Source organism: Pseudomonas sp. IPO3778 (assembly GCF_013386825.1).
GTDB lineage: Bacteria > Pseudomonadota > Gammaproteobacteria > Pseudomonadales > Pseudomonadaceae > Aquipseudomonas.
On record NZ_JACARC010000047.1, the window covers coordinates 70,871 to 88,864 of the forward strand.

The following is a 17,994-nucleotide window of genomic DNA, read 5'->3' on the forward strand; positions in this document are numbered from 1 at the left end:
TCAGCCCAGGGAGCGCACGGTGGTCAGTCTTTTTTCAACTTCGGATTAGGGAAAAACTGCACCGCCTGCACCTTGGGGTCCGGTGCTTTCAGCGCAGAGGTGTTCACCCGAGTGCCCAATTCCTTGGGCACTGACAGACCTTGCTCATTCAACGTGTCGGAATAACCGCAAGCCACGCATTCGCGGTGCGGCACATCGTCCTCGCTCCACATCATCAACTTGTCCGGCTCGCTGCACGCCGGGCAGACCGCCCCGGCGATAAAGCGCTTTTTGGTTTTCACAGGTGCTTCACTCATGCTGCCGCGTCCTCACTCAGGCCGCTGTGACGCAAGAGTGCGTCAATCGACGGCGCCCGTCCGCGGAAGTCGACGAACAGCACCATCGGCGCCTGGGAACCGCCCCGGGCCAGAATCGCCTCGCGGAAAGCCCGGCCAGTCTCGGCGTTGAGCACGCCGTCTTCTTCAAACTTGGAGAAGGCGTCGGCCGACAACACTTCCGCCCACTTGTAACTGTAATAGCCCGCCGCGTAACCGCCGGCGAAGATGTGCGCGAAGCTGTTGGGGAAACGGTTGTAGGCTGGCGGACGCATCACCGACACCTCATCCCGCACGCCTTCAAGCACCTGCAACACGCTGCGGCCATCGCCATGGGTGGCGTGCAGCTCAAAGTCGAACAGCGAGAATTCCAGCTGGCGAACCATCATCAGGCCGGACTGGAAGTTCTTCGCCGCGAGCATTTTTTCCAGCAGGTCCTGAGGCAGCGGCTCACCGGTTTCGTAGTGACCGGAAATCAGCGCCAGGCCTTCCGGCTCCCAGCACCAGTTCTCCATGAACTGGCTCGGCAACTCCACCGCATCCCAGGCCACGCCGTTGATGCCGGAGACGCCAGCGTGCTCAACGCGGGTCAACAGGTGGTGCAGGCCGTGGCCAAATTCGTGGAACAACGTGGTCACTTCATCGTGGGTCAGCAGGGCAGGCTTGCCGCTGTCGGCCGGGGTGAAGTTGCACACCAGGTTGGCCACCGGGCTTTGCAGCACGCCGTCAATCGTGCGGCGACGGTCACGGGCGCCGTCCATCCAGGCACCACCACGCTTGTTGGCCCGGGCGTACAGGTCGAAAAAGAAGCGGCCGACGTGCTGGTCGTTTTCCTTGATTTCGAACAGGCGAACGTCCGGGTGCCAGGTGTCGAAGCCTTTCTGTTCGGCGATCTCGATGCCGTACAGGCGCTGCACAATGGCGAACAGGCCGCTGAGCACCTTGTCGATCGGGAAGTAGGCGCGCAGGGCTTCCTGGGCCACGCTGTAGCGCTGTTCACGCAGCTTTTCGCCGTAGAAGCCGCTGTCCCAGCTTTGCAGGTCGGGGCAGCCTTGTTCGGCGGCGTAAGCCTTGAGCTGCTGCAGGTCCTGGGTGGCAAACGGCTTGCTGCGCTTGGCCAAGTCCCGCAGGAAGCTCAACACCTGGTCGCTGGACTCGGCCATTTTGGTGGCCAGGCTCAGTTCGGAGAACGAGGCGAAGCCCAGCAATTGCGCCAGTTCCTGACGCAGGTCGAGGATCTGTTCCATGACCGGGCCGTTATCGTTCTGACCGGCATTCGGGCCTTGGTCCGACGCACGGGTGCAGTAGGCCGCGTAGATTTCTTCACGCAGGGCGCGGTCGTGGGCGTAAGTCATCACCGCGTAGTAGCTTGGGAATTCCAGGGTGATCAGCCAGCCGTCGAGGCCTTTGGCCTGGGCAGCGGCGGCCATTTGCGCCTTGGCCGAATCGGTCAGGCCGGCGAGGGTCGCTTCGTCAGTGACGTGCTTGGTCCAGGCCTGGGTGGCGTCGAGCAACTGGTTGGAGAACTTGCTGCCCAGCTCGGAAAGCTTGCTCTGCACTTCGGCGTAACGTTTTTGCTGCTCCGGCGGCAAATCGATACCCGACAGGCGGAAGTCCCGCAGGGAGTGTTCCAGAATGGTTTTTTGCGCCACGTCGAAACCGGCGGCTTCCGGGCTGTTGGCCAGGGCTTCGAAGGCCTGGAACAGTTCGCGGTTCTGGCCCATCTCGGTGGAATAGGCGCTCAGTGCCGGCAAGCAAGCCTCGTAGGCCTCGCGCAGTTCGGCGCTGTTGCACACGGCGTTCAGGTGGCTGACCGGGCTCCAGGCGGCGCCCAGGCGGTCATTGAGTTCGTCCATGGCCAGGATCAGGCCGGCCCAGGTCGGATGTTTGCCCTGGCTTTGCAGGATGCCTTCGATGGCGACACGGTTGTCGGCGAGGATCTGTTCGATGGCCGGTTGCACGTGCTCGGCACGAATCGCCGAGAACGGCGGCAGGTCGTAGGACTGCAAAAGAGGGTTGTTCGCGCTCACGGTGGGCACCTTGGCTGAAGAAACATGTAAGAACAAAGATGGGGCCATCTTAATTACAATCAACGTCCACCGCAGCTATCAGCAGAAGAGAGAGAGCCTATCGTGACCCTTCGCACCTACCAGAATCACACGCCGGCCTTGGCCACCGGGGCTTTCGTCGATGCATCGGCGGTGGTGATCGGCGACGTCGAAATCGGCGCCGACAGCTCGGTATGGCCGCTGACAGTGATCCGCGGCGACATGCACCGCATCCGCATCGGTGCGCGCACCAGCGTGCAGGACGGCTGCGTGCTGCACATTACCCACGCAGGCCCCTTCAATCCTGATGGCTTCCCGCTGCTGATCGGTGACGACGTGACCATCGCCCACAAGGTCATGTTGCATGGCTGCACGGTGGGCAGCCGGATCCTGATCGGCATGGGCAGCATTGTGATGGACGGCGCCGTGGTGGAAGACGACGTGATCATCGGCGCCGGCAGCCTGGTGCCGCCGGGCAAGAAACTCGAAAGCGGCTTTTTGTATGTGGGCAGCCCGGTTAAACAGATCCGCCCGCTGACGGACAAGGAACGGGCGTTTTTCACCTACAGCGCCGCGAACTACGTGAAGCTCAAAGACCTGCACCTGGCCGAAGGCTTCGACCAATGACAAGGACCCCCATGCATTACCAAACCGTTTTGTTCGACCTCGATGGCACCCTCACCGACCCGCGCGAAGGCATTACCCGCTCGATCCAGTACGCCCTCGCCAAACTGGGCATTGATGAACCGGACCTGACCAAGCTCGAGCATTTCATCGGCCCGCCGCTGCTCCAGGCCTTCATGCAGTTTTATGGCTTCGACGAGGCTAAGGCGTGGGAGGCGGTGAATTTCTACCGCGAGCGCTTCAAGGTCACCGGCCTGTACGAAAACCGCGTGTTCGATGGCGTGATGCCGCTGCTTGAAGAACTGAACGGCCAGGGCCGCCAGCTATACGTGGCCACCTCCAAACCTTGGGTGTTTGCCCGCGAGATCGCCCGGCATTTTGATTTTGCCCGGCACTTCAAGGTGATCTACGGCAGCGAGCTGGACGGCACCCGCACCAACAAGGTCGAGCTGATCGCCCACCTGATGGCCGAGGAAGGCCTGGACCCGGCCAGCACCTTGATGATTGGCGACCGCAAGCACGACCTGATCGGCGCCCGCAGCAATGGGCTGGATGCGGCGGCGGTGGGTTATGGGTTTGGCAGCTTTGAAGAGTTGAATGCAGAAGGGCCGACCTGGCATTTTGAAACGCTGGCTGAGATGCATCAGGCGTTTTTGCAGCGGCCATAAGATAAGCCCTGTTCCCACAGTTGATCGCGTTCCCCTGTGGGAGCCGGGCTTGCCCGCGGTGAGGCCCTACCGGCCAACCAATGGCGCTGCTCCCTCCAACTGGCTCAAGGCCGCCTTGCGCTGATCCACCGGCAACCCACCCAGCTTCTCCACCGCGACAAAAAACTTCACCCAATCCCCGCCTTCCTGCCGGAACAACGCGGCAAACGCCGGCACCCATTGGTCATACAGGCCAAACGGCAACAACCTTGCGTTGTTCATCGGCACGTTCATCCAGGCGTCGTAGCGCTTGTCGCCACCCCACTGGCTATCGCGCATTTGCCGGTAGTCCGTGCGCAGGCGTTCGAATTCGGCCGCCTTGGCCTGGCGCATGGCATCGGCCGCCAGCGGCTGCGCATACAGCTGCTCCAGGCGCTTGCGGGTGTCGAGCACCAGCCGGGTGAACTGGTCGCGCTGTTTCAATGCTGACTCGCTGGCAGGCGGCAAACCCTGGGCTGCACGCCATTGCCGGGTGCCTTCCTGCTCGACGAAGGTGGCGTACGACTCATTGAACTCGGTGTCGTCCTTCACATAAAACCGCTGGTGCGCCAGCTCATGGAAAATCAGCGTGGCCAGGCGCTCGTCGCCCCAGTTCATCATCGAGTTCATGATCGGGTCATTGAACCAGCCCAGGGTGGAATAGGCCTCGACGCCACCTATCGACACGTCCATGCCTTGCTGCTTCAACAACGCCGCCTGGCCCCGCGCGGCGCCTTGATTGTAATAACCGCGATAGGCCACGCAGCCGGCAATCGGGAAGCAGTGGGTTTGCGGCGACAGGGAAAATTCAGGCGTGGCAAAGACGTTCCACACCACGTAAGGGCGGCCGATATCGGCATACAGACGGTAACTCTGGTTATCGGGCAGGTGCAGGTGTTCACTCGCGAAGGTGCGGGCTTTCTGCGACTTCGCCAAGTGTTCGCGCAGCACCTGTGGGCGGGACGGGTCGGCGATGACCTTGGACACCGGCTCGCGGGCCCGCAGCAATTGCAATTGGCCGTCTGCCAGTTGGCTGTAATAACTGACGCTGGAACAGCCGCTGAGCATCAGCAGCATCAACCCGGGAAGCAATCGCCTGACCATTAAAACCTCTCGCCGGTAACTATCCCGCCAGACTATCTCGCCGGTGGGGAATTTTTCCACGGCGTAGCGTGTTTATACTCATAGGGAGTCTGCTGCCGAGCGCAGCCGCTCAAAAAACCATTCCTACAGTTGAGTGCTTAACATGCGTCAGCTACTGCTTCCTGTCGCAGCGATCTTTCTCAGTGCCTGCGCATCGACGCCACTGCCTGCGGTTGACCCGCAGCAAGCCTGGGTCTACTTCGCCACCCCCACACCCGGCGCCAAGCTGGTGATGGCCCAACGCCTGGACGGAAAGAACCTGAACGACGGGCGCTTCTTCCAGGTGCCGCCTGGCAGCCATGAACTGATGGTGCGTTTTGATTTCGAGGTGCCTACCGGCGGCAGCTTCGGCGGGATGGGCCAAACCACCGACCGAACCTGCTTCATGACCCTGCAATACGACCGTTTCGAGGCAGGCCAGCGCTATCGCCTGGAAGGGCGCTCACTGGGCTACAACCCGAATATCCGGCTGTACAACAAAGCGGGTCAGTTGCTGGCGGAAGAACGTAGCGTCAACTGCATCTGATCAGTCGTTGTTCTTCTGGTAGAGGATGCGCTTGGTGCCGTTCTCACAAGAGCCGACGATCATGGCGCTGTCATGATTTTTGGCTTCTTCTGCGGTAATGATTTCCAGGGTGTAGGACGGAATGGCTTTGGCCTGGATGTTGACCTCGATCTCTTTCCTCAGCTCTTCACAGTCTTTCGGCGCGGCCAGGGCTGATGTGGCCAGCGCACCGCAGATAACCGCCAAGGCAATACGTTTCATGTGTGAAGCTCCCTGAATGCACGCGCACGAGTGTGCGCTAAGTCTGCAATCGGCTATTCGACCATACCTGAACGTGTAGGAGCGAGCTTGCTCGCGAAAAACGTCAACGATAACGCGTGCCGCCTGGAAGGGCGCGGCGCCTTTGAGCGCTTCGCGAGCAAGCTCGCTCCTACAAGGGTCGATCAATTAACGAGGGTGCCATCCAGGGTGATGGTTGCATTCAACACCTTGGACACCGGGCATCCTTCCTTGGCCTTTTTGCTCAGTTCATCGAACTGCGCCTGGCTCGCGCCTGGGATTTTGGCCTTGAGGATCAAGTGCACGGCGGTGATCGCAAAGCCACCGTCCACTTGGTCCAGGGTCACTTCGGCCTGGGTGTCGATGCTGTCGGCCTTGAGCCCGGCGTCGCCGAGAATCATGGAGAAGGCCATGGAGAAACAACCGGCATGGGCCGCACCGATCAGTTCTTCCGGGTTGGTGCCCTTGCCGCCTTCAAAACGGGCCTTGAAGCCGTAGGGTGCTTCACGCAGCACGCCGGTTTCCGTTGAAATGGAACCGAGGCCGGTTTTCAGATCACCTTCCCAATGGGCGGACGCTTTCTTCTTGATACTCATATCAATCTCCTCGTGCCTGTGGTTTTCCGTCAGTAAGGGTTCTGAGGATAGAAGCTCTGGCAAAGTTCACCTTGTCGGACTAAACCGTTTTTCCGCCAGGCAAATTCACCTCAGCTATTGAATCTCGGGTATATGCCCTCATTGCATAGACATGCACATGAAGCGGCAGGTTTTGGCTCGACATAAAACCTGCGGCCCCCTTGGAGAAGCAGGCTTATGAAACCGCTGTCCGACGTAAAATTCTCAACCCTCGACCTGGTGCCCGTACGGGCCAACGGCAGTCCGGCGCAGTCACTGCGCAACTCCCTGGACCTGGCCCAACACGTTGAAAAATTCGGCTACAACCGCTTCTGGGTGGCCGAACACCACAATATGGACGGCATCGCCAGCTCGGCGACCTCGGTATTGCTGGGCTATCTGGCCGGCGGCACCTCGACGATCCGCGTCGGTTCCGGCGGCGTGATGCTGCCCAATCACGCGCCCCTGGTGATCGCCGAACAGTTCGGCACCCTGGAAAGCCTGTACCCCGGCCGCATCGACCTCGGCCTGGGCCGCGCGCCGGGCTCCGACCAGATGACCGCCCGCGCCCTGCGCCGTGAACGCTCCGGCAGCGCCGACGACTTCCCGGAAGACGTGGCCGAACTGATGGCCTACCTCGGCCCGCGCACGCCGGACCAGCGTGTGATCGCCGTACCCGGCACCGGCACCAACGTGCCTGTGTGGCTGCTGGGTTCGAGCCTCTTCAGTGCGCAGCTTGCAGGCGAGCGCGGCTTGCCTTACGCCTTTGCCTCACATTTCGCACCGCGCCTGATGCACGAGGCGATTCGCGTCTACCGCAATCACTTCAAGCCTTCGGCCGTGCTGGACAAGCCCTACGTGATGCTCGGCATCCCGCTGGTGGCTGCCGACACCGATGAGCAAGCCGATTACCTGGCCACCTCGGTGTACCAGCGAATCCTCGCGCTGATGCGTGGGCAAAGCCTGGTACAGCGCCCGCCGGTCAAGACCATGGACGGCCTGTGGCTGCCCCATGAGAAAGACGCCGTGGGCAGTTTCCTCGGCCTGGCCATGGTGGGCAGCCCGCAGAAGATTCGCGCCAAGCTGGAGGTGTTGGTGGAGCAGACCGGCGCGGATGAGCTGATCTTTACCTGTGACCTGTACGAGCACGCCGACCGGATTCATTCCTACGAGCTGCTGGCGCAGGTCATGAAGGGCTAAACCGCAGGCATAAAAAAACCGACGCACTTGCGTCGGTTTTTTACGTCTGCAACACGGGATCACCCGCGCTTGTAGGCGATTTCCTTGGTACCGGCTTCACAGCTGCCGACAACCGTGTGGTCGCTAGGTGCAGCACCTTTGTCCACGATTTCCAGGGAGTAGCCCGAAGCGCCTTTAGCGTCGATTTTCGCCGCAATCTCGCTTTTCAGCTCGTCACAAGGCTTGCCCGCCGCCAGGGCTGTGCCTGCAATGCTCAACAAACCTACCGCCAACAGAAGCTTCTTCATCCGTCACTTTCCTTGCGTTGATCGAAAAGAGCGCGCCGACGCCTATCGCCTCGGCACCCTAAGGTTGTAGCGCAGCTTATGGCAATCGGCCAGCCCGCAAGTTCAACCAACGGTATCAACTACTGGCAATACGGAACCCCACCTTGAGGGTGACCTGGAAATGCGCGGCCTTGCCGTCCTTGATGTGACCACGGGTTTCGGTCACTTCAAACCACTCCAGGTGCTTGATGCTCTTGCTGGCTTCCGCCAGGGCATTGTTGATGGCCTCCTCGATGCTGGTCGTGGAAGAGCCCACCAGTTCGACTTTCTTGTAGGTGTGATGATCACTCATAAGGTTTTTCTCCTGGGTGGTTAATCAAGACTAGCAGTGAATTCTCGTACTGCTTCTGGCGACCATTCCCACGCGAAAGTTCAGATTTACTGCACTTTCTGAAACCGCCGCAGTCGGAAACAACACACGCCACTCAATCACTCCAGGAGAGCCCACATGGCCAACACCTCTTTACGCAAAGCGTCATTGGAAAGCATGGAAGCCGAGATTTCGAGCCTGCTCAAATCTCTGGAAAGCCTCAAGGACGACGCATCCGACGAGTCGCGCAAAACCCTGAAGGCCCTGAAAAGCAATGCCGAGAATGCCCTCAAGCACTCCCGCCACCTGATCAGCGATGCCTATGAAGAAAGCAAAGTCAAACTCCGCGAAACCAGTGTTGCGACACGGGACTACGCGCAAGAGCACCCATGGACCACCGCCGGCGTCGCCGTTGGCGCGCTGGGTTTGCTGGCGGCTTACTTGCTGTGCAAACGCCGTGACTAAACGTCCTGGCGCGCAAGCTCAGCCTTGAGCCACTGCGCCAGTTGCCGGGCGCGCCCATCCGCGGCGCGCTTGGGTAGCCACAACGCCAGTTGCGCCGGGGTTTCACTGAAGCCCCACGGTGCAACCAGGCGCCCCGCTCGCAGGTCTTCGGCCACCAGCGGTTCAGGCGCAATCGCCACCCCCAGCCCCGCCACCGCGGCTTCCAGCAAATAATACAAATGCTCAAAACCCTGACCGTATTTCAACGCGCCAGCGTCGATCCCGTGGTGCTGCGCCCAGCTGGGCCAGGCTTGCGGGCGTGACGTGGTGTGCAACAGGGCCTCATTGCGCAGCGCCTCGGCTGGCGCCTGGCGCAACCGCTCGTAATGGGCGAAACGTGGGCTCATGACCGGGCCAATGCGCTCGCTGGCCAATTCGTACACCTGCATGTCCGCCGGCCACGGCGGCTCGGCGAACACCAGCAGCGCGTCCAGCCCGGGGCGGCGCGGGTCAAGGTCGCCTTCACCGGCCGACAGGTGCAGGCGCAAGTCCGGCAACTCGGCGTTCAGGCGACCCAAACGCGGAATAAACCAGCGCGCCAGCAGGCTGCCGGAGCAGCCGAGTACAAACGGCGCGTCGGCGCTGCTTTGTGTGAGTTCGGCGCAAGTGTCCCGTAAACGCTCAAAGGCTTCAAAACTCGCATCCCTCAGGCGGATGCCGGCATCTGTGAGTTTGAGGCCGCGCCCATCCTTGACGAACAGGCTGACACCCAGGTGCTCTTCCAACACCTTGAGCTGTCGGCTGACCGCACCATGGGTGACGTGCAGTTGCTCGGCCGCCTGGCTGACACTGTTCAGGCGAGCGGTCGCCTCGAAGGCGCGCAGGGCATTCAGCGGTGGAAGGTCTCGGCTCATCTGTGAGTTTTCCTGACAGGTTATGGCGATCTTATCGGTTTTCACGTTGCGGCGTCAGGGGTAGAGTGACCGTCATTGCCTCTTACACATTTTCTACCTGGAGCGTCCCATGACTCAGACCCAGACCGATTTACGCAACGGCCCAGATGCCAATGGCCTGTTTGGTTCGTTCGGCGGCCGCTACGTGGCGGAAACCCTGATGCCGTTGATCCTTGACCTGGCCCGCGAATACGAAGCGGCCAAGATCGATCCGGCCTTTAACGAAGAACTCGCCTACTTCCAGCGCGACTACGTCGGACGTCCAAGCCCGCTGTATTTCGCCGAGCGCCTGACCGAGTTCTGTGGCGGCGCCAAGATCTACCTCAAGCGCGAAGAGCTGAACCACACCGGCGCCCACAAGATCAACAACTGCATCGGCCAGATCCTGCTGGCGCGGCGCATGGGCAAAAAACGCATCATCGCCGAGACCGGCGCCGGCATGCACGGTGTGGCCACGGCCACCGTCGCGGCGCGTTTTGGCCTGGACTGTGTGATCTACATGGGCACCACCGACATCGAGCGCCAGCAGGCCAACGTGTTCCGCATGAAGCTGCTGGGCGCCGAAGTGATCCCGGTGGTGGCCGGCACCGGCACCCTGAAAGACGCGATGAACGAAGCCCTGCGTGACTGGGTGACCAACGTCGACAGCACCTTCTACCTGATCGGCACCGTGGCCGGCCCGCACCCGTACCCGGCAATGGTGCGTGACTTCCAGGCCGTGATCGGCAAGGAAACCCGTACCCAACTGCAAGCCCAGGAAGGCCGTCTGCCCGACAGCCTGGTGGCCTGCATCGGTGGCGGTTCCAACGCCATGGGCCTGTTTCACCCGTTCCTGGATGACACCAGCGTCGACATCATCGGCGTTGAAGCGGCCGGCTATGGCATCGAAACCGGCAAGCACGCGGCCAGCCTCAACGGCGGCGTACCGGGCGTGCTGCACGGCAACCGTACCTTCCTGTTGCAGGACGACGATGGCCAGATCATCGACGCCCACTCGATTTCCGCCGGCCTCGACTACCCGGGCATCGGCCCTGAACACGCCTGGTTGCATGACATTGGCCGCGTGCAATACACCTCCGTGACCGACGACGAAGCCCTCGACGCCTTTCACAAATGCTGCCGCCTGGAAGGGATTATTCCTGCACTGGAAAGCGCCCACGCCCTGGCCGAGGTGTTCAAGCGCGCACCGACCTTGCCGAAAGATCACCTGATGGTGGTGAACCTGTCGGGCCGTGGCGACAAAGACATGCAAACCGTGATGCACCACATGGAACAGTCCCAGCAGGAGAAACACTAAATGAGCCGCCTGCAAACACGTTTTGCGCAACTGAAAGAACAAAACCGCGCCGCCCTGGTGACCTTCGTCACCGCCGGCGACCCGGGGTATGACACCTCGTTGGCGATCCTCAAGGGCTTGCCGGCGGCGGGCGCCGATGTGATCGAGCTGGGCATGCCCTTCACCGACCCGATGGCCGACGGCCCGGCCATTCAACTGGCCAACATCCGCGCACTGACCGCCAAGCAGAACCTCACCAAAACCCTGCAGATGGTGCGTGAGTTCCGCAAGGACAACAGCGACACGCCGCTGGTGTTGATGGGCTACTTCAACCCGATCCACATGTACGGCGTGCCACGTTTTATCAGCGACGCGAAAGAAGCCGGTGTAGACGGCCTGATCGTGGTCGACATGCCGCCCGAGCATAATGGCGAGCTGTGCGACCCGGCCCAGGCTGCCGGTATCGACTTTATCCGCCTGACCACGCCGACCACCGATGACGTACGCCTGCCGACCGTGCTCAATGGCAGTTCCGGGTTTGTGTACTACGTGTCGGTGGCCGGTGTGACCGGTGCCGGTGCCGCGACCCTGGAACACGTCGAAGAAGCCGTGACGCGCCTACGTCGCCATACCGACCTGCCCATCAGCATCGGTTTTGGCATCCGCACCCCGGAGCAGGCGGCTGCCATCGCCCGCCTGGCAGACGGTGTGGTGGTGGGTTCGGCACTGATCGATCACATCGCCAACGCCAGCAACGATCAGCAGGCCATCGACGGTGTATTGACCCTGTGTTCGGCGCTGTCGGAAGGTGTGCGCAACGCCCGTAAGTAAGCTGCTCGTAAGCGGTAGGTAAAGTTCCTGATACAGAGGAATCATGCTGGCAAATCAGCACCTAAGCTAACAAGACCAAGGGATTTCGAACGTGGTTCGAAATCCCTTTTTGTTGTTTGTGCAGTTGAGGAAACCCCTGATGAAAATGCCAAAGCGTGTGATAGCCGGTCTGGGTGTGCTGTTGCTTGGCGCCAGCGCCCTGGTGCAAGCCGCACCGTATGACCAAGGTGGCGGGCCAGACCGTGGTGGCCCCCAGGGCCAACAAAACGATCACCGTGGCGATGATCATCGCGGGCCGCAGGATAACCACCGTGGCGGGCCTCCCCAGGACTTCGGCCCGGTACGGCAAGTGATCCGTGACAACCATGGCGACTTCCGCCGCGGCGCACCGCCGCCTCCCGGCATCCACCTGGTGCGCGGCCAACGCCTGCCGCCGAACTACTACGGCGAGCGCCTGGACCCACGGGCGCTCGGCCATCTGCCGCAATACCCGGGCTACGAATGGCGCCGCTCGGGCGGGGATATCGTGCTGATCGCGGTGGGTACCAGCATCGTCTATCAGATTCTGGATGGCGCGCTGTACTAGTAGCTCTCTTCTGTAGGAGCGAGCTTGCTCGCGAGAAACGTTAACGGTACCGCGGGGTATCTGACACCCCGCGGCGCTCTCAGGTTTTTCGCGAGCAAGCTCGCTCCTACAGTTCTATGCGTTCGACCTTGCCCACCAACAAGATGTAGGACAACGCCCCCAGCAACGCCAGCACCGCGATATACGTAATCGCCGGCGCAAATGAATCCCCGGTGGCCAGAAAGCCAATCACGATCGGCGTGGTAATCGCCGACAGATTGCCGATGAAATTGAACACCCCACCCGTCAGCCCCAGCAGCCTTGCGGGCGCCAGGGTCGATACCAGCGACCAGGTGATCGACGCCAGGCCATTGCCGAAAAACGCCACCGCCAGAAACGCAATGACCCACGCCGTGGAGTCAACGAAGTTGGCGCCAATGATCGCTGTGGAAATCAGCAACCCGCCAATGATCGGCAACTTGCGCGCAAAGCCCACGGACGTTCCCCGGCGAATCAGCCAGTCGGAAAACAGCCCCGCACACAGCACGCCGACAAACGCCGCGAGAAACGGCAACGACGCCAGCAGGCCGGACTTGATGAAGTCCATGCCGCGATATTTCACCAGGTAGGTCGGAAACCACGTCAGGAAAAACCACAGTGTGGAGTTCAGGCAAAACTGCCCCAGGTAAATCCCCCACAGCTTGCGCTTGCTCAGCACTATCGCGAGGTCGCCCCAACTGAACGGCGCCTTGGCCGCCTGCGCCTGCATATCCACCAACCCGCCACCTTCGCGGATCAGCTCGATTTCTGCCGCATTGGCGCCCTTGAAATCCCGAGGCTCGCGATACACCGCATACCAGATCAATGCCCACAGAATGCCCACGCCGCCGGTGGCGACAAACACCATGTGCCAGCCGAACACGTGTTGCAGCCAGGCCAACACCGGCGTGAGAAACGCCAGCCCTACAAACTGCCCGGAGGTGTAAACGCCCACCGCGGTAGCCCGCTCACGCTCGGGAAACCAGGTGGTGACCACGCGGCTGTTGATCGGGTAAGCCGGGGCCTCCAGGGCGCCCACCGCCATGCGCAATACGAACAGCGCGATAAAGCTGGCGGCGAAGCCGAGCATCACCGTGGCGATCGACCACAACAGCAGGGCGACGCTGTAGAGAATGCGCGGCGGCACCCGGTCCACCAGCCAGCCGCCGGGGATTTGCATGGCGGCGTAGGTCCAGCCGAACGCGGAGAAGATCAGCCCCACATGCACCGGGTCGATCCCCAACTCGCTGGTCAGGGCCGGGGCGGCAATCGACAGGTTGCTGCGGTCGAGGTAGTTGATCACCACCGTGATGAACAGCAGCACCATGATGAAGAAACGCTTTCGGCTGGGCGTGACTAAAGAAGCCTGCCCGGTGAAGGACTCGGATTGCATGGGGGTTGCCTCTTCTTATGGTTATTGAGGACAGGTCTTACTGAAGAAACGCGATCCCTGTAGGAGCTGGCTTGCCTGCGATAGCGGCGTGTCAGTGCCGCAGATGCAAGCTGACTCACCGCTATCGCAGGCAAGCCAGCTCCCACACTGACGGTGTTTCTTCAGGAGGAAATCACCACTCCGCAAAACTCCCATCGGCATGGCGCCAGATCGGGTTGCGCCAGCGGTGGCCGATGGCCGCGCGCTCGATCACGTATTCCTCGTTGATCTCAATGCCCAAGCCTGGCCCGTTAGGGATCTTCACGAAGCCCTGGTCATAGTCGAAAACGCCCGGATCGCGCACGTAATCCAGCAGGTCGTTGCTCTCGTTGTAGTGAATGCCCAGGCTCTGTTCCTGGATGAACGCGTTGTAGCAAACCGCGTCCAGCTGCAGGCACGCCGCCAGGGCAATCGGGCCGAGCGGGCAGTGCAGGGCGAGGGCCACGTCGTAGGCTTCGGCCATGTTGGCGATCTTGCGGGTTTCGGTGATGCCGCCGGCGTGGGAAGCATCCGGCTGGATGATGTCGACGTAGCCTTCACTGAGCACGCGCTTGAAGTCCCAGCGCGAGAACAGCCGCTCACCGAGGGCAATCGGGGTGCTGGTGAGCGGCGCCAGCTCTTTCAGCGCTTCGTAGTTTTCGCTGAGTACCGGCTCTTCGATAAACATCAGTTTGTAGGGGTCGAGTTCCTTCATCAGCACCTTGGCCATGGGCTTGTGCACCCGGCCATGGAAGTCGACGCCGATGCCCACGTTAGGGCCGACCGCATCACGCACGGCGGCGACGTTGGCCAGGGCCTGGTCGACTTTTTCGAAGCTGTCGAGAAACTGCAGTTCTTCGGTGCCGTTCATTTTGACGGCGGTAAAACCACGGGCCACGGCTTCCTTGGCGGCGCGGGCCGTGTCGGCCGGGCGGTCGCCACCGATCCATGAATACACGCGGATCTTGTCCCGTACCTGGCCGCCCAGCAGGTCGCTGACCGATACGCCGAGGGCCTTGCCCTTGATATCCCACAGCGCCTGATCGATCCCGGCGAGGGCGCTCATGTGGATCGCGCCGCCACGGTAGAAACCGCCGCGGTAGAGCACGGTCCAGATGTCTTCGATATTGCGTGGGTCTTTGCCGATCAAGTAGTCGGACAATTCTTCGACGGCCGCCGCCACGGTGTGGGCGCGGCCCTCGACCACAGGTTCACCCCAACCGGTCACGCCCTGGTCGGTTTCAACCTTGAGGAAGCACCAGCGCGGCGGGACGATGAAGGTGGTCAGTTTGGTGATTTTCATCTTCTTATCTCTCTTGTAGATGGAGAACGCTGATCAGCCCAGGGCATTCCAGGCCGCGACGTAGGCCTGGGCGTTGCTCGCGACCTGGTCGACGCTCATGCCCGGCTTGAATAACCCGGAGCCCAGGCCGAAGCCTTTGACCCCCGCGTCGAAAAATACCTGCATGTTGTCCGGGGTGATGCCGCCCACCGGCAGCAGCACCGTGCCCGCGGGCAGTACCGCGAGCCAGGCCTTGACCACCGCCGGGCCCATTTGCTCGGCCGGGAACAGTTTCAGTACGTCGGCGCCTTCGGCCAGCGCGGCAAACGCTTCGGTCGGCGTGGCCACACCCGGCGACAGGAACAGGCCCGCCGCCTTGGCAGCCCGCAGCACCTTGGCATCGCTGTGGGGCATGACGATCACTTGGCCGCCGGCGGCTTTGACTTGATGGACCTGCTCCGGGGTCAGCACGGTGCCGGCGCCGATCAGGCAATCGGCGGGCAGGCTGTCCCGCAGGATGCGGATGCTGGAATAGGGGTCCGGTGAGTTGAGCGGTACTTCGATCACCCTGAAGCCGGCCTGGTACAGCACCTCGCCGATCGCCAGCGCCTCCTCCGGTCGCAGACCGCGCAGGATCGCGATCAAACCGTTGTGTGTCAGTGCTTGCTTGAGCATGTCGGGCCTCTCGTCAGGTTGCAGGCAGCAGCCCCGCCGCCATGGCCAGCTGCCAAAGGCCACGTTCGGTAGCCTCCTGCGCCAGGGTCACGTGGGGGAAGCCACAGAGTTGGAGTGCACGCTGGTAGCGGGTGCAGAGTTGGGTTGCGCCGACCAACACAATGTCGCGCGCCTGGGCATGGGCGCGGGTGCGCAGGCCCTTCAGTTCGTGGCCGATCAGCAGGCCGGATAAATAATCGGGCTGCTCGTCAGGCGCCAGTTCGCCGGTCAATCCCAAGGTACGGGCGCTGAACAAGGTGGATAACACGCCGGTCTGGCCGTCCACTGACAGCGCCACCTGAACGCCGCGATCAAAGGCGGCCGCCTGGAACTGTTCGGAAGGGCGTTGGGTGCGACCCAAAATACTGTGTTGGCTGAGCACGGCGAACAGCTCGCCGGTCATGAAGGTGTCGAAGTGGGTGATGCAGCCTTCCACCACCTCCACCCATTTGGAATGGCTGCCCGGCAGGCCGATCAACACATCGCGCCCGGTCGTGGCAGACAGGCTTTGCAATACGCCGAGCACCTGGGTTTCTTCGCCGCGCATCACATTGGGCAACGCGCCGCGTTGAATCACGCCGGGCACGATGTGCACCGCTGTGCCCCGCAGGCTGCGCACCTCATGCAATGCCTGGCCGAGGGTGGCGACATCGGCCGGGGTGTCGCGGTAAGCCGCTTCGCTCCAGCCCTGGGCGCTGCCGACCATGCCGCAGGCGATGACGGGCAGGCCGGGCTGGGCGTCGAGCCAGTCACCGCAGGCCGCATCGAATGCCAGTTCAAACCCGTTGTGGCAGCGAACACCGGCAATGTCCCGGGGTTCAGTGGGCAAGTGCATGATCCCCGACGCCAACGCACGTCGTTCGATCACGACGCCTGACGGGCCGAGCTTATAAGCACGAAGGGAACTGGTTCCCCAATCGAGCGCGATCAATTGCGCCTGCATCGCTTCACCTGAGTGTTCTGAGCGGATGAGGCGAATATAAACCCAAGACTGGCAAAGTCTCAATATATAAATATCAGTCCCACATATAGGGAATTAGCAGCCTCAGAATATCGACAGGTCCAACGTACGCATCGCCCCCATCCAGATCGCGTGATCGGTGTGGTCCTTGAGGTCATCGCCGGTGGTGGGGTGCAGGAACACCACCAGGCCATTGCGGTTGAGCGCCAGCCACGGCAGCACGACGCCGATGTATTCCGGGTCGAACGCCAGCTGGCAGCTCCAGTCCGGGTGCGGCCCCACCGGGCGCTCATGCACCCGGCCCATGCGCAGCGGGAACATCTGCGCGGCGTCTTCGCAGAGTTTGCGCGCCTGGTCGATCGTGCTGGCGTCGAAGTAGATGTGGGCGTGGTAGCCCTTGATACGTTGCATGACAGGCTCCGGGCTCAATGATCGGCAAATCCTAGACCGCAATGGACGGCAGGGCCAGACCGGTCAGTGATTGTGCGCTGCTGGCTTGCTCGGCCACCAACCAGTCGACGAAACGCTCGATCAACTGGCTGCGGCGTTTCCGCTGGGGCAGTACGACGTAATAGCCGAAGCGGGAGATCACCGTCTCGCCGATCGGCCGGCACAGCCACTTTTGCTCCAGCAAGTTATCCACCAGGTGCCGCCAGCCGATGGCCACGCCCTGGCCGGCAATCGCCGCCTGGATCAACAGGGTGTAGTTGTCGAACCGCAGTTGGCCCGGAGTGGGTGCGGTGGTGATGCCCAGTTCGCGGAACACGCCGGTCCAGTCGAACCACTGGTTGTTGTTTTCCTGGCGCAGGTGCAGAAGAGGGAACTCCAGCAAGCTCTGGACCGGCAGTGGCGAGGGGCGATCCTGGAGCAACTGCGGGCTGCACACCGGAAATGCCTCTTCATTGAACAGCCACAAGCTCTCACCCTGTTTGAAGCGGCCATCGCCAAACAACACAGCCACGTCGATATCGCTGCGCAATGTGGCGTGATTGCGTTGGCTGGTAACCAGGCTTACGTCCACCTGCGGGTTGGCTTCATGGAAACGGTGCAGGCGTGGCATCAGCCAGTAAGCGGCGAAGGCAAAGTCCGTCGCTACCTGCAGGACTTCGTGCGGGTCCTGCTCGGCAATGGCGCTCAGGCCCTGGTTGATGCTCTGCAAACCGGCCTGCACCTGCTCGAACAGTAATGCGCCGGCGTCGGTCAGCTCGATGCCACGGTAGATGCGATCAAACAGGCGCACCTTCAGCTGTTCTTCCAGACGCTTGATCTGCTGGCTGATGGCGGGCTGGGTGGTGCCCAGTTCCATCGCCGCCGCCGTAAAGCTGCGTTGGCGCGCGGCGGCTTCAAACGCGCGCAGCAGATCGAGGGACAGGTGACCAAGGGATTCATACATAAGCTGGGCTTATCCTAGACATTGCTTCTCATGGGCTTTACCACGATTTCCATGGCCTGCATGCTCATTCGCATAA

Annotated in this window: 22 protein-coding genes and 1 pseudogene; 9 read left to right on the plus strand and 14 right to left on the minus strand. The window is 61.6% G+C overall.

From position 1 onward, the window contains the following. Positions 1–23: 23 nt before the first annotated feature. Both HX855_RS25015 and prlC read right to left on the minus strand, forming a co-directional pair. Positions 24–296 carry a YheV family putative zinc ribbon protein gene (locus HX855_RS25015; protein WP_003214872.1) on the minus strand — a complete coding sequence of 91 codons (273 nt, stop codon included), beginning with the start codon at positions 294–296 and terminating at the stop codon, positions 24–26. After that, on the minus strand, positions 293–2,344 hold the full coding sequence (prlC, locus tag HX855_RS25020; RefSeq protein WP_309139936.1) for an oligopeptidase A: 2,052 nt from the start codon (positions 2,342–2,344) through the stop codon (positions 293–295). The genes HX855_RS25015 and prlC overlap by 4 nt, the downstream gene beginning before the upstream one ends. 102 nt (positions 2,345–2,446) lie before the next feature. Between prlC and HX855_RS25025 the strand changes: the two genes are divergently transcribed. Together HX855_RS25025 and HX855_RS25030 are read left to right on the plus strand one after the other, a co-directional pair. After that, a complete protein-coding gene (locus HX855_RS25025; protein WP_177084491.1) occupies positions 2,447–2,989 on the plus strand; it encodes a gamma carbonic anhydrase family protein in 543 nt (180 codons plus the stop codon). 11 nt (positions 2,990–3,000) lie between these two features. Next, positions 3,001–3,654 carry an HAD family hydrolase gene (locus tag HX855_RS25030; protein WP_177084489.1) on the plus strand — a complete coding sequence of 218 codons (654 nt, stop codon included), beginning with the start codon at positions 3,001–3,003 and terminating at the stop codon, positions 3,652–3,654. Positions 3,655–3,720: 66 nt separating this feature from the next. Here HX855_RS25030 and HX855_RS25035 read toward each other — a convergent pair whose 3' ends face one another. Then, positions 3,721–4,776, minus strand: coding sequence for an aminopeptidase (locus tag HX855_RS25035; RefSeq protein ID WP_177084487.1), 1,056 nt, complete (start codon positions 4,774–4,776; stop codon positions 3,721–3,723). 142 nt (positions 4,777–4,918) lie between these two features. Between HX855_RS25035 and HX855_RS25040 the strand changes: the two genes are divergently transcribed. Then, positions 4,919–5,341, plus strand: a complete 423-nt coding sequence (locus HX855_RS25040) for a hypothetical protein (RefSeq protein ID WP_177084485.1) — start codon at positions 4,919–4,921, stop codon at positions 5,339–5,341. On the opposite strand, the gene HX855_RS25045 is transcribed toward HX855_RS25040, so the two are convergent. Then, a complete protein-coding gene (locus HX855_RS25045) occupies positions 5,342–5,581 on the minus strand; it encodes a DUF1161 domain-containing protein (protein ID WP_010168581.1) in 240 nt (79 codons plus the stop codon). Positions 5,582–5,763: 182 nt separating this feature from the next. Next, complete coding sequence (locus HX855_RS25050) at positions 5,764–6,195, minus strand: OsmC family protein (protein ID WP_177084483.1); 432 nt, start codon at positions 6,193–6,195, stop codon at positions 5,764–5,766. A gap of 216 nt (positions 6,196–6,411) precedes the next feature. Between HX855_RS25050 and HX855_RS25055 the strand changes: the two genes are divergently transcribed. Continuing rightward, entirely contained in the window at positions 6,412–7,413 is a 1,002-nt protein-coding gene (locus HX855_RS25055; RefSeq protein ID WP_010168579.1) for an LLM class flavin-dependent oxidoreductase, read from the plus strand. 59 nt (positions 7,414–7,472) lie between these two features. Here the strand turns inward: HX855_RS25055 and HX855_RS25060 are convergent, their stop codons facing one another. Then, positions 7,473–7,700 (minus strand): DUF1161 domain-containing protein, encoded by a 228-nt coding sequence (locus tag HX855_RS25060; RefSeq protein WP_177084481.1) that lies wholly within the window; start codon positions 7,698–7,700, stop codon positions 7,473–7,475. A 115-nt stretch (positions 7,701–7,815) separates the two neighbouring features. Further along, positions 7,816–8,031 carry a dodecin gene (locus HX855_RS25065; RefSeq protein ID WP_017848986.1) on the minus strand — a complete coding sequence of 72 codons (216 nt, stop codon included), beginning with the start codon at positions 8,029–8,031 and terminating at the stop codon, positions 7,816–7,818. A 156-nt stretch (positions 8,032–8,187) separates the two neighbouring features. On the opposite strand from HX855_RS25065, the gene HX855_RS25070 reads away from it, so the two are divergent. Then, the gene (locus HX855_RS25070) at positions 8,188–8,514 is read left to right on the plus strand and encodes a YqjD family protein (RefSeq protein ID WP_177084479.1); all 327 of its coding nucleotides are present in this window, start codon (positions 8,188–8,190) and stop codon (positions 8,512–8,514) included. Here HX855_RS25070 and HX855_RS25075 read toward each other — a convergent pair. Further along, positions 8,511–9,407 (minus strand): LysR family transcriptional regulator, encoded by an 897-nt coding sequence (locus HX855_RS25075; protein WP_177084477.1) that lies wholly within the window; start codon positions 9,405–9,407, stop codon positions 8,511–8,513. The two genes, HX855_RS25070 and HX855_RS25075, sit on opposite strands and share 4 nt — an antisense overlap. A gap of 109 nt (positions 9,408–9,516) precedes the next feature. Between HX855_RS25075 and trpB the strand changes: the two genes are divergently transcribed. The 4 genes and pseudogenes from trpB to HX855_RS33500 form a co-directional block, all read left to right on the plus strand. Continuing rightward, entirely contained in the window at positions 9,517–10,743 is a 1,227-nt protein-coding gene (trpB, locus tag HX855_RS25080; RefSeq protein ID WP_177084475.1) for a tryptophan synthase subunit beta, read from the plus strand. Next, positions 10,744–11,553: a tryptophan synthase subunit alpha gene (trpA, locus tag HX855_RS25085; RefSeq protein ID WP_010168557.1), complete on the plus strand. Its 810-nt coding sequence runs from the start codon at positions 10,744–10,746 to the stop codon at positions 11,551–11,553. A 139-nt stretch (positions 11,554–11,692) separates the two neighbouring features. Beyond that, positions 11,693–12,139: an anti-virulence regulator CigR family protein gene (locus tag HX855_RS25090; RefSeq protein ID WP_177084473.1), complete on the plus strand. Its 447-nt coding sequence runs from the start codon at positions 11,693–11,695 to the stop codon at positions 12,137–12,139. 24 nt (positions 12,140–12,163) lie between these two features. Beyond that, positions 12,164–12,262: pseudogene (locus HX855_RS33500) on the plus strand (outer membrane lipoprotein carrier protein LolA); the annotation flags it as partial. Here HX855_RS33500 and HX855_RS25095 read toward each other — a convergent pair. The 6 genes from HX855_RS25095 to HX855_RS25120 all read right to left on the minus strand — a co-directional run bounded on the left by HX855_RS25095 (position 12,246) and on the right by HX855_RS25120 (position 17,918). Next, positions 12,246–13,550 carry an MFS transporter gene (locus tag HX855_RS25095; protein WP_177084471.1) on the minus strand — a complete coding sequence of 435 codons (1,305 nt, stop codon included), beginning with the start codon at positions 13,548–13,550 and terminating at the stop codon, positions 12,246–12,248. The pseudogene HX855_RS33500 and the gene HX855_RS25095 sit on opposite strands and share 17 nt — an antisense overlap. A gap of 172 nt (positions 13,551–13,722) precedes the next feature. Further along, positions 13,723–14,871, minus strand: a complete 1,149-nt coding sequence (dgoD, locus tag HX855_RS25100; RefSeq protein ID WP_003213645.1) for a galactonate dehydratase — start codon at positions 14,869–14,871, stop codon at positions 13,723–13,725. A 33-nt stretch (positions 14,872–14,904) separates the two neighbouring features. Next, positions 14,905–15,525, minus strand: a complete 621-nt coding sequence (locus HX855_RS25105; RefSeq protein WP_177084469.1) for a 2-dehydro-3-deoxy-6-phosphogalactonate aldolase — start codon at positions 15,523–15,525, stop codon at positions 14,905–14,907. Between the two features lie 13 nt (positions 15,526–15,538). Continuing rightward, positions 15,539–16,507: a 2-dehydro-3-deoxygalactonokinase gene (locus tag HX855_RS25110; protein ID WP_177084467.1), complete on the minus strand. Its 969-nt coding sequence runs from the start codon at positions 16,505–16,507 to the stop codon at positions 15,539–15,541. A 102-nt stretch (positions 16,508–16,609) separates the two neighbouring features. Further along, positions 16,610–16,936 carry a DOPA 4,5-dioxygenase family protein gene (locus HX855_RS25115; protein ID WP_177084466.1) on the minus strand — a complete coding sequence of 109 codons (327 nt, stop codon included), beginning with the start codon at positions 16,934–16,936 and terminating at the stop codon, positions 16,610–16,612. 31 nt (positions 16,937–16,967) lie between these two features. Beyond that, a complete protein-coding gene (locus HX855_RS25120) occupies positions 16,968–17,918 on the minus strand; it encodes a choline sulfate utilization transcriptional regulator (RefSeq protein WP_177084464.1) in 951 nt (316 codons plus the stop codon). Between the last annotated feature and the right edge of the window lie 76 nt (positions 17,919–17,994).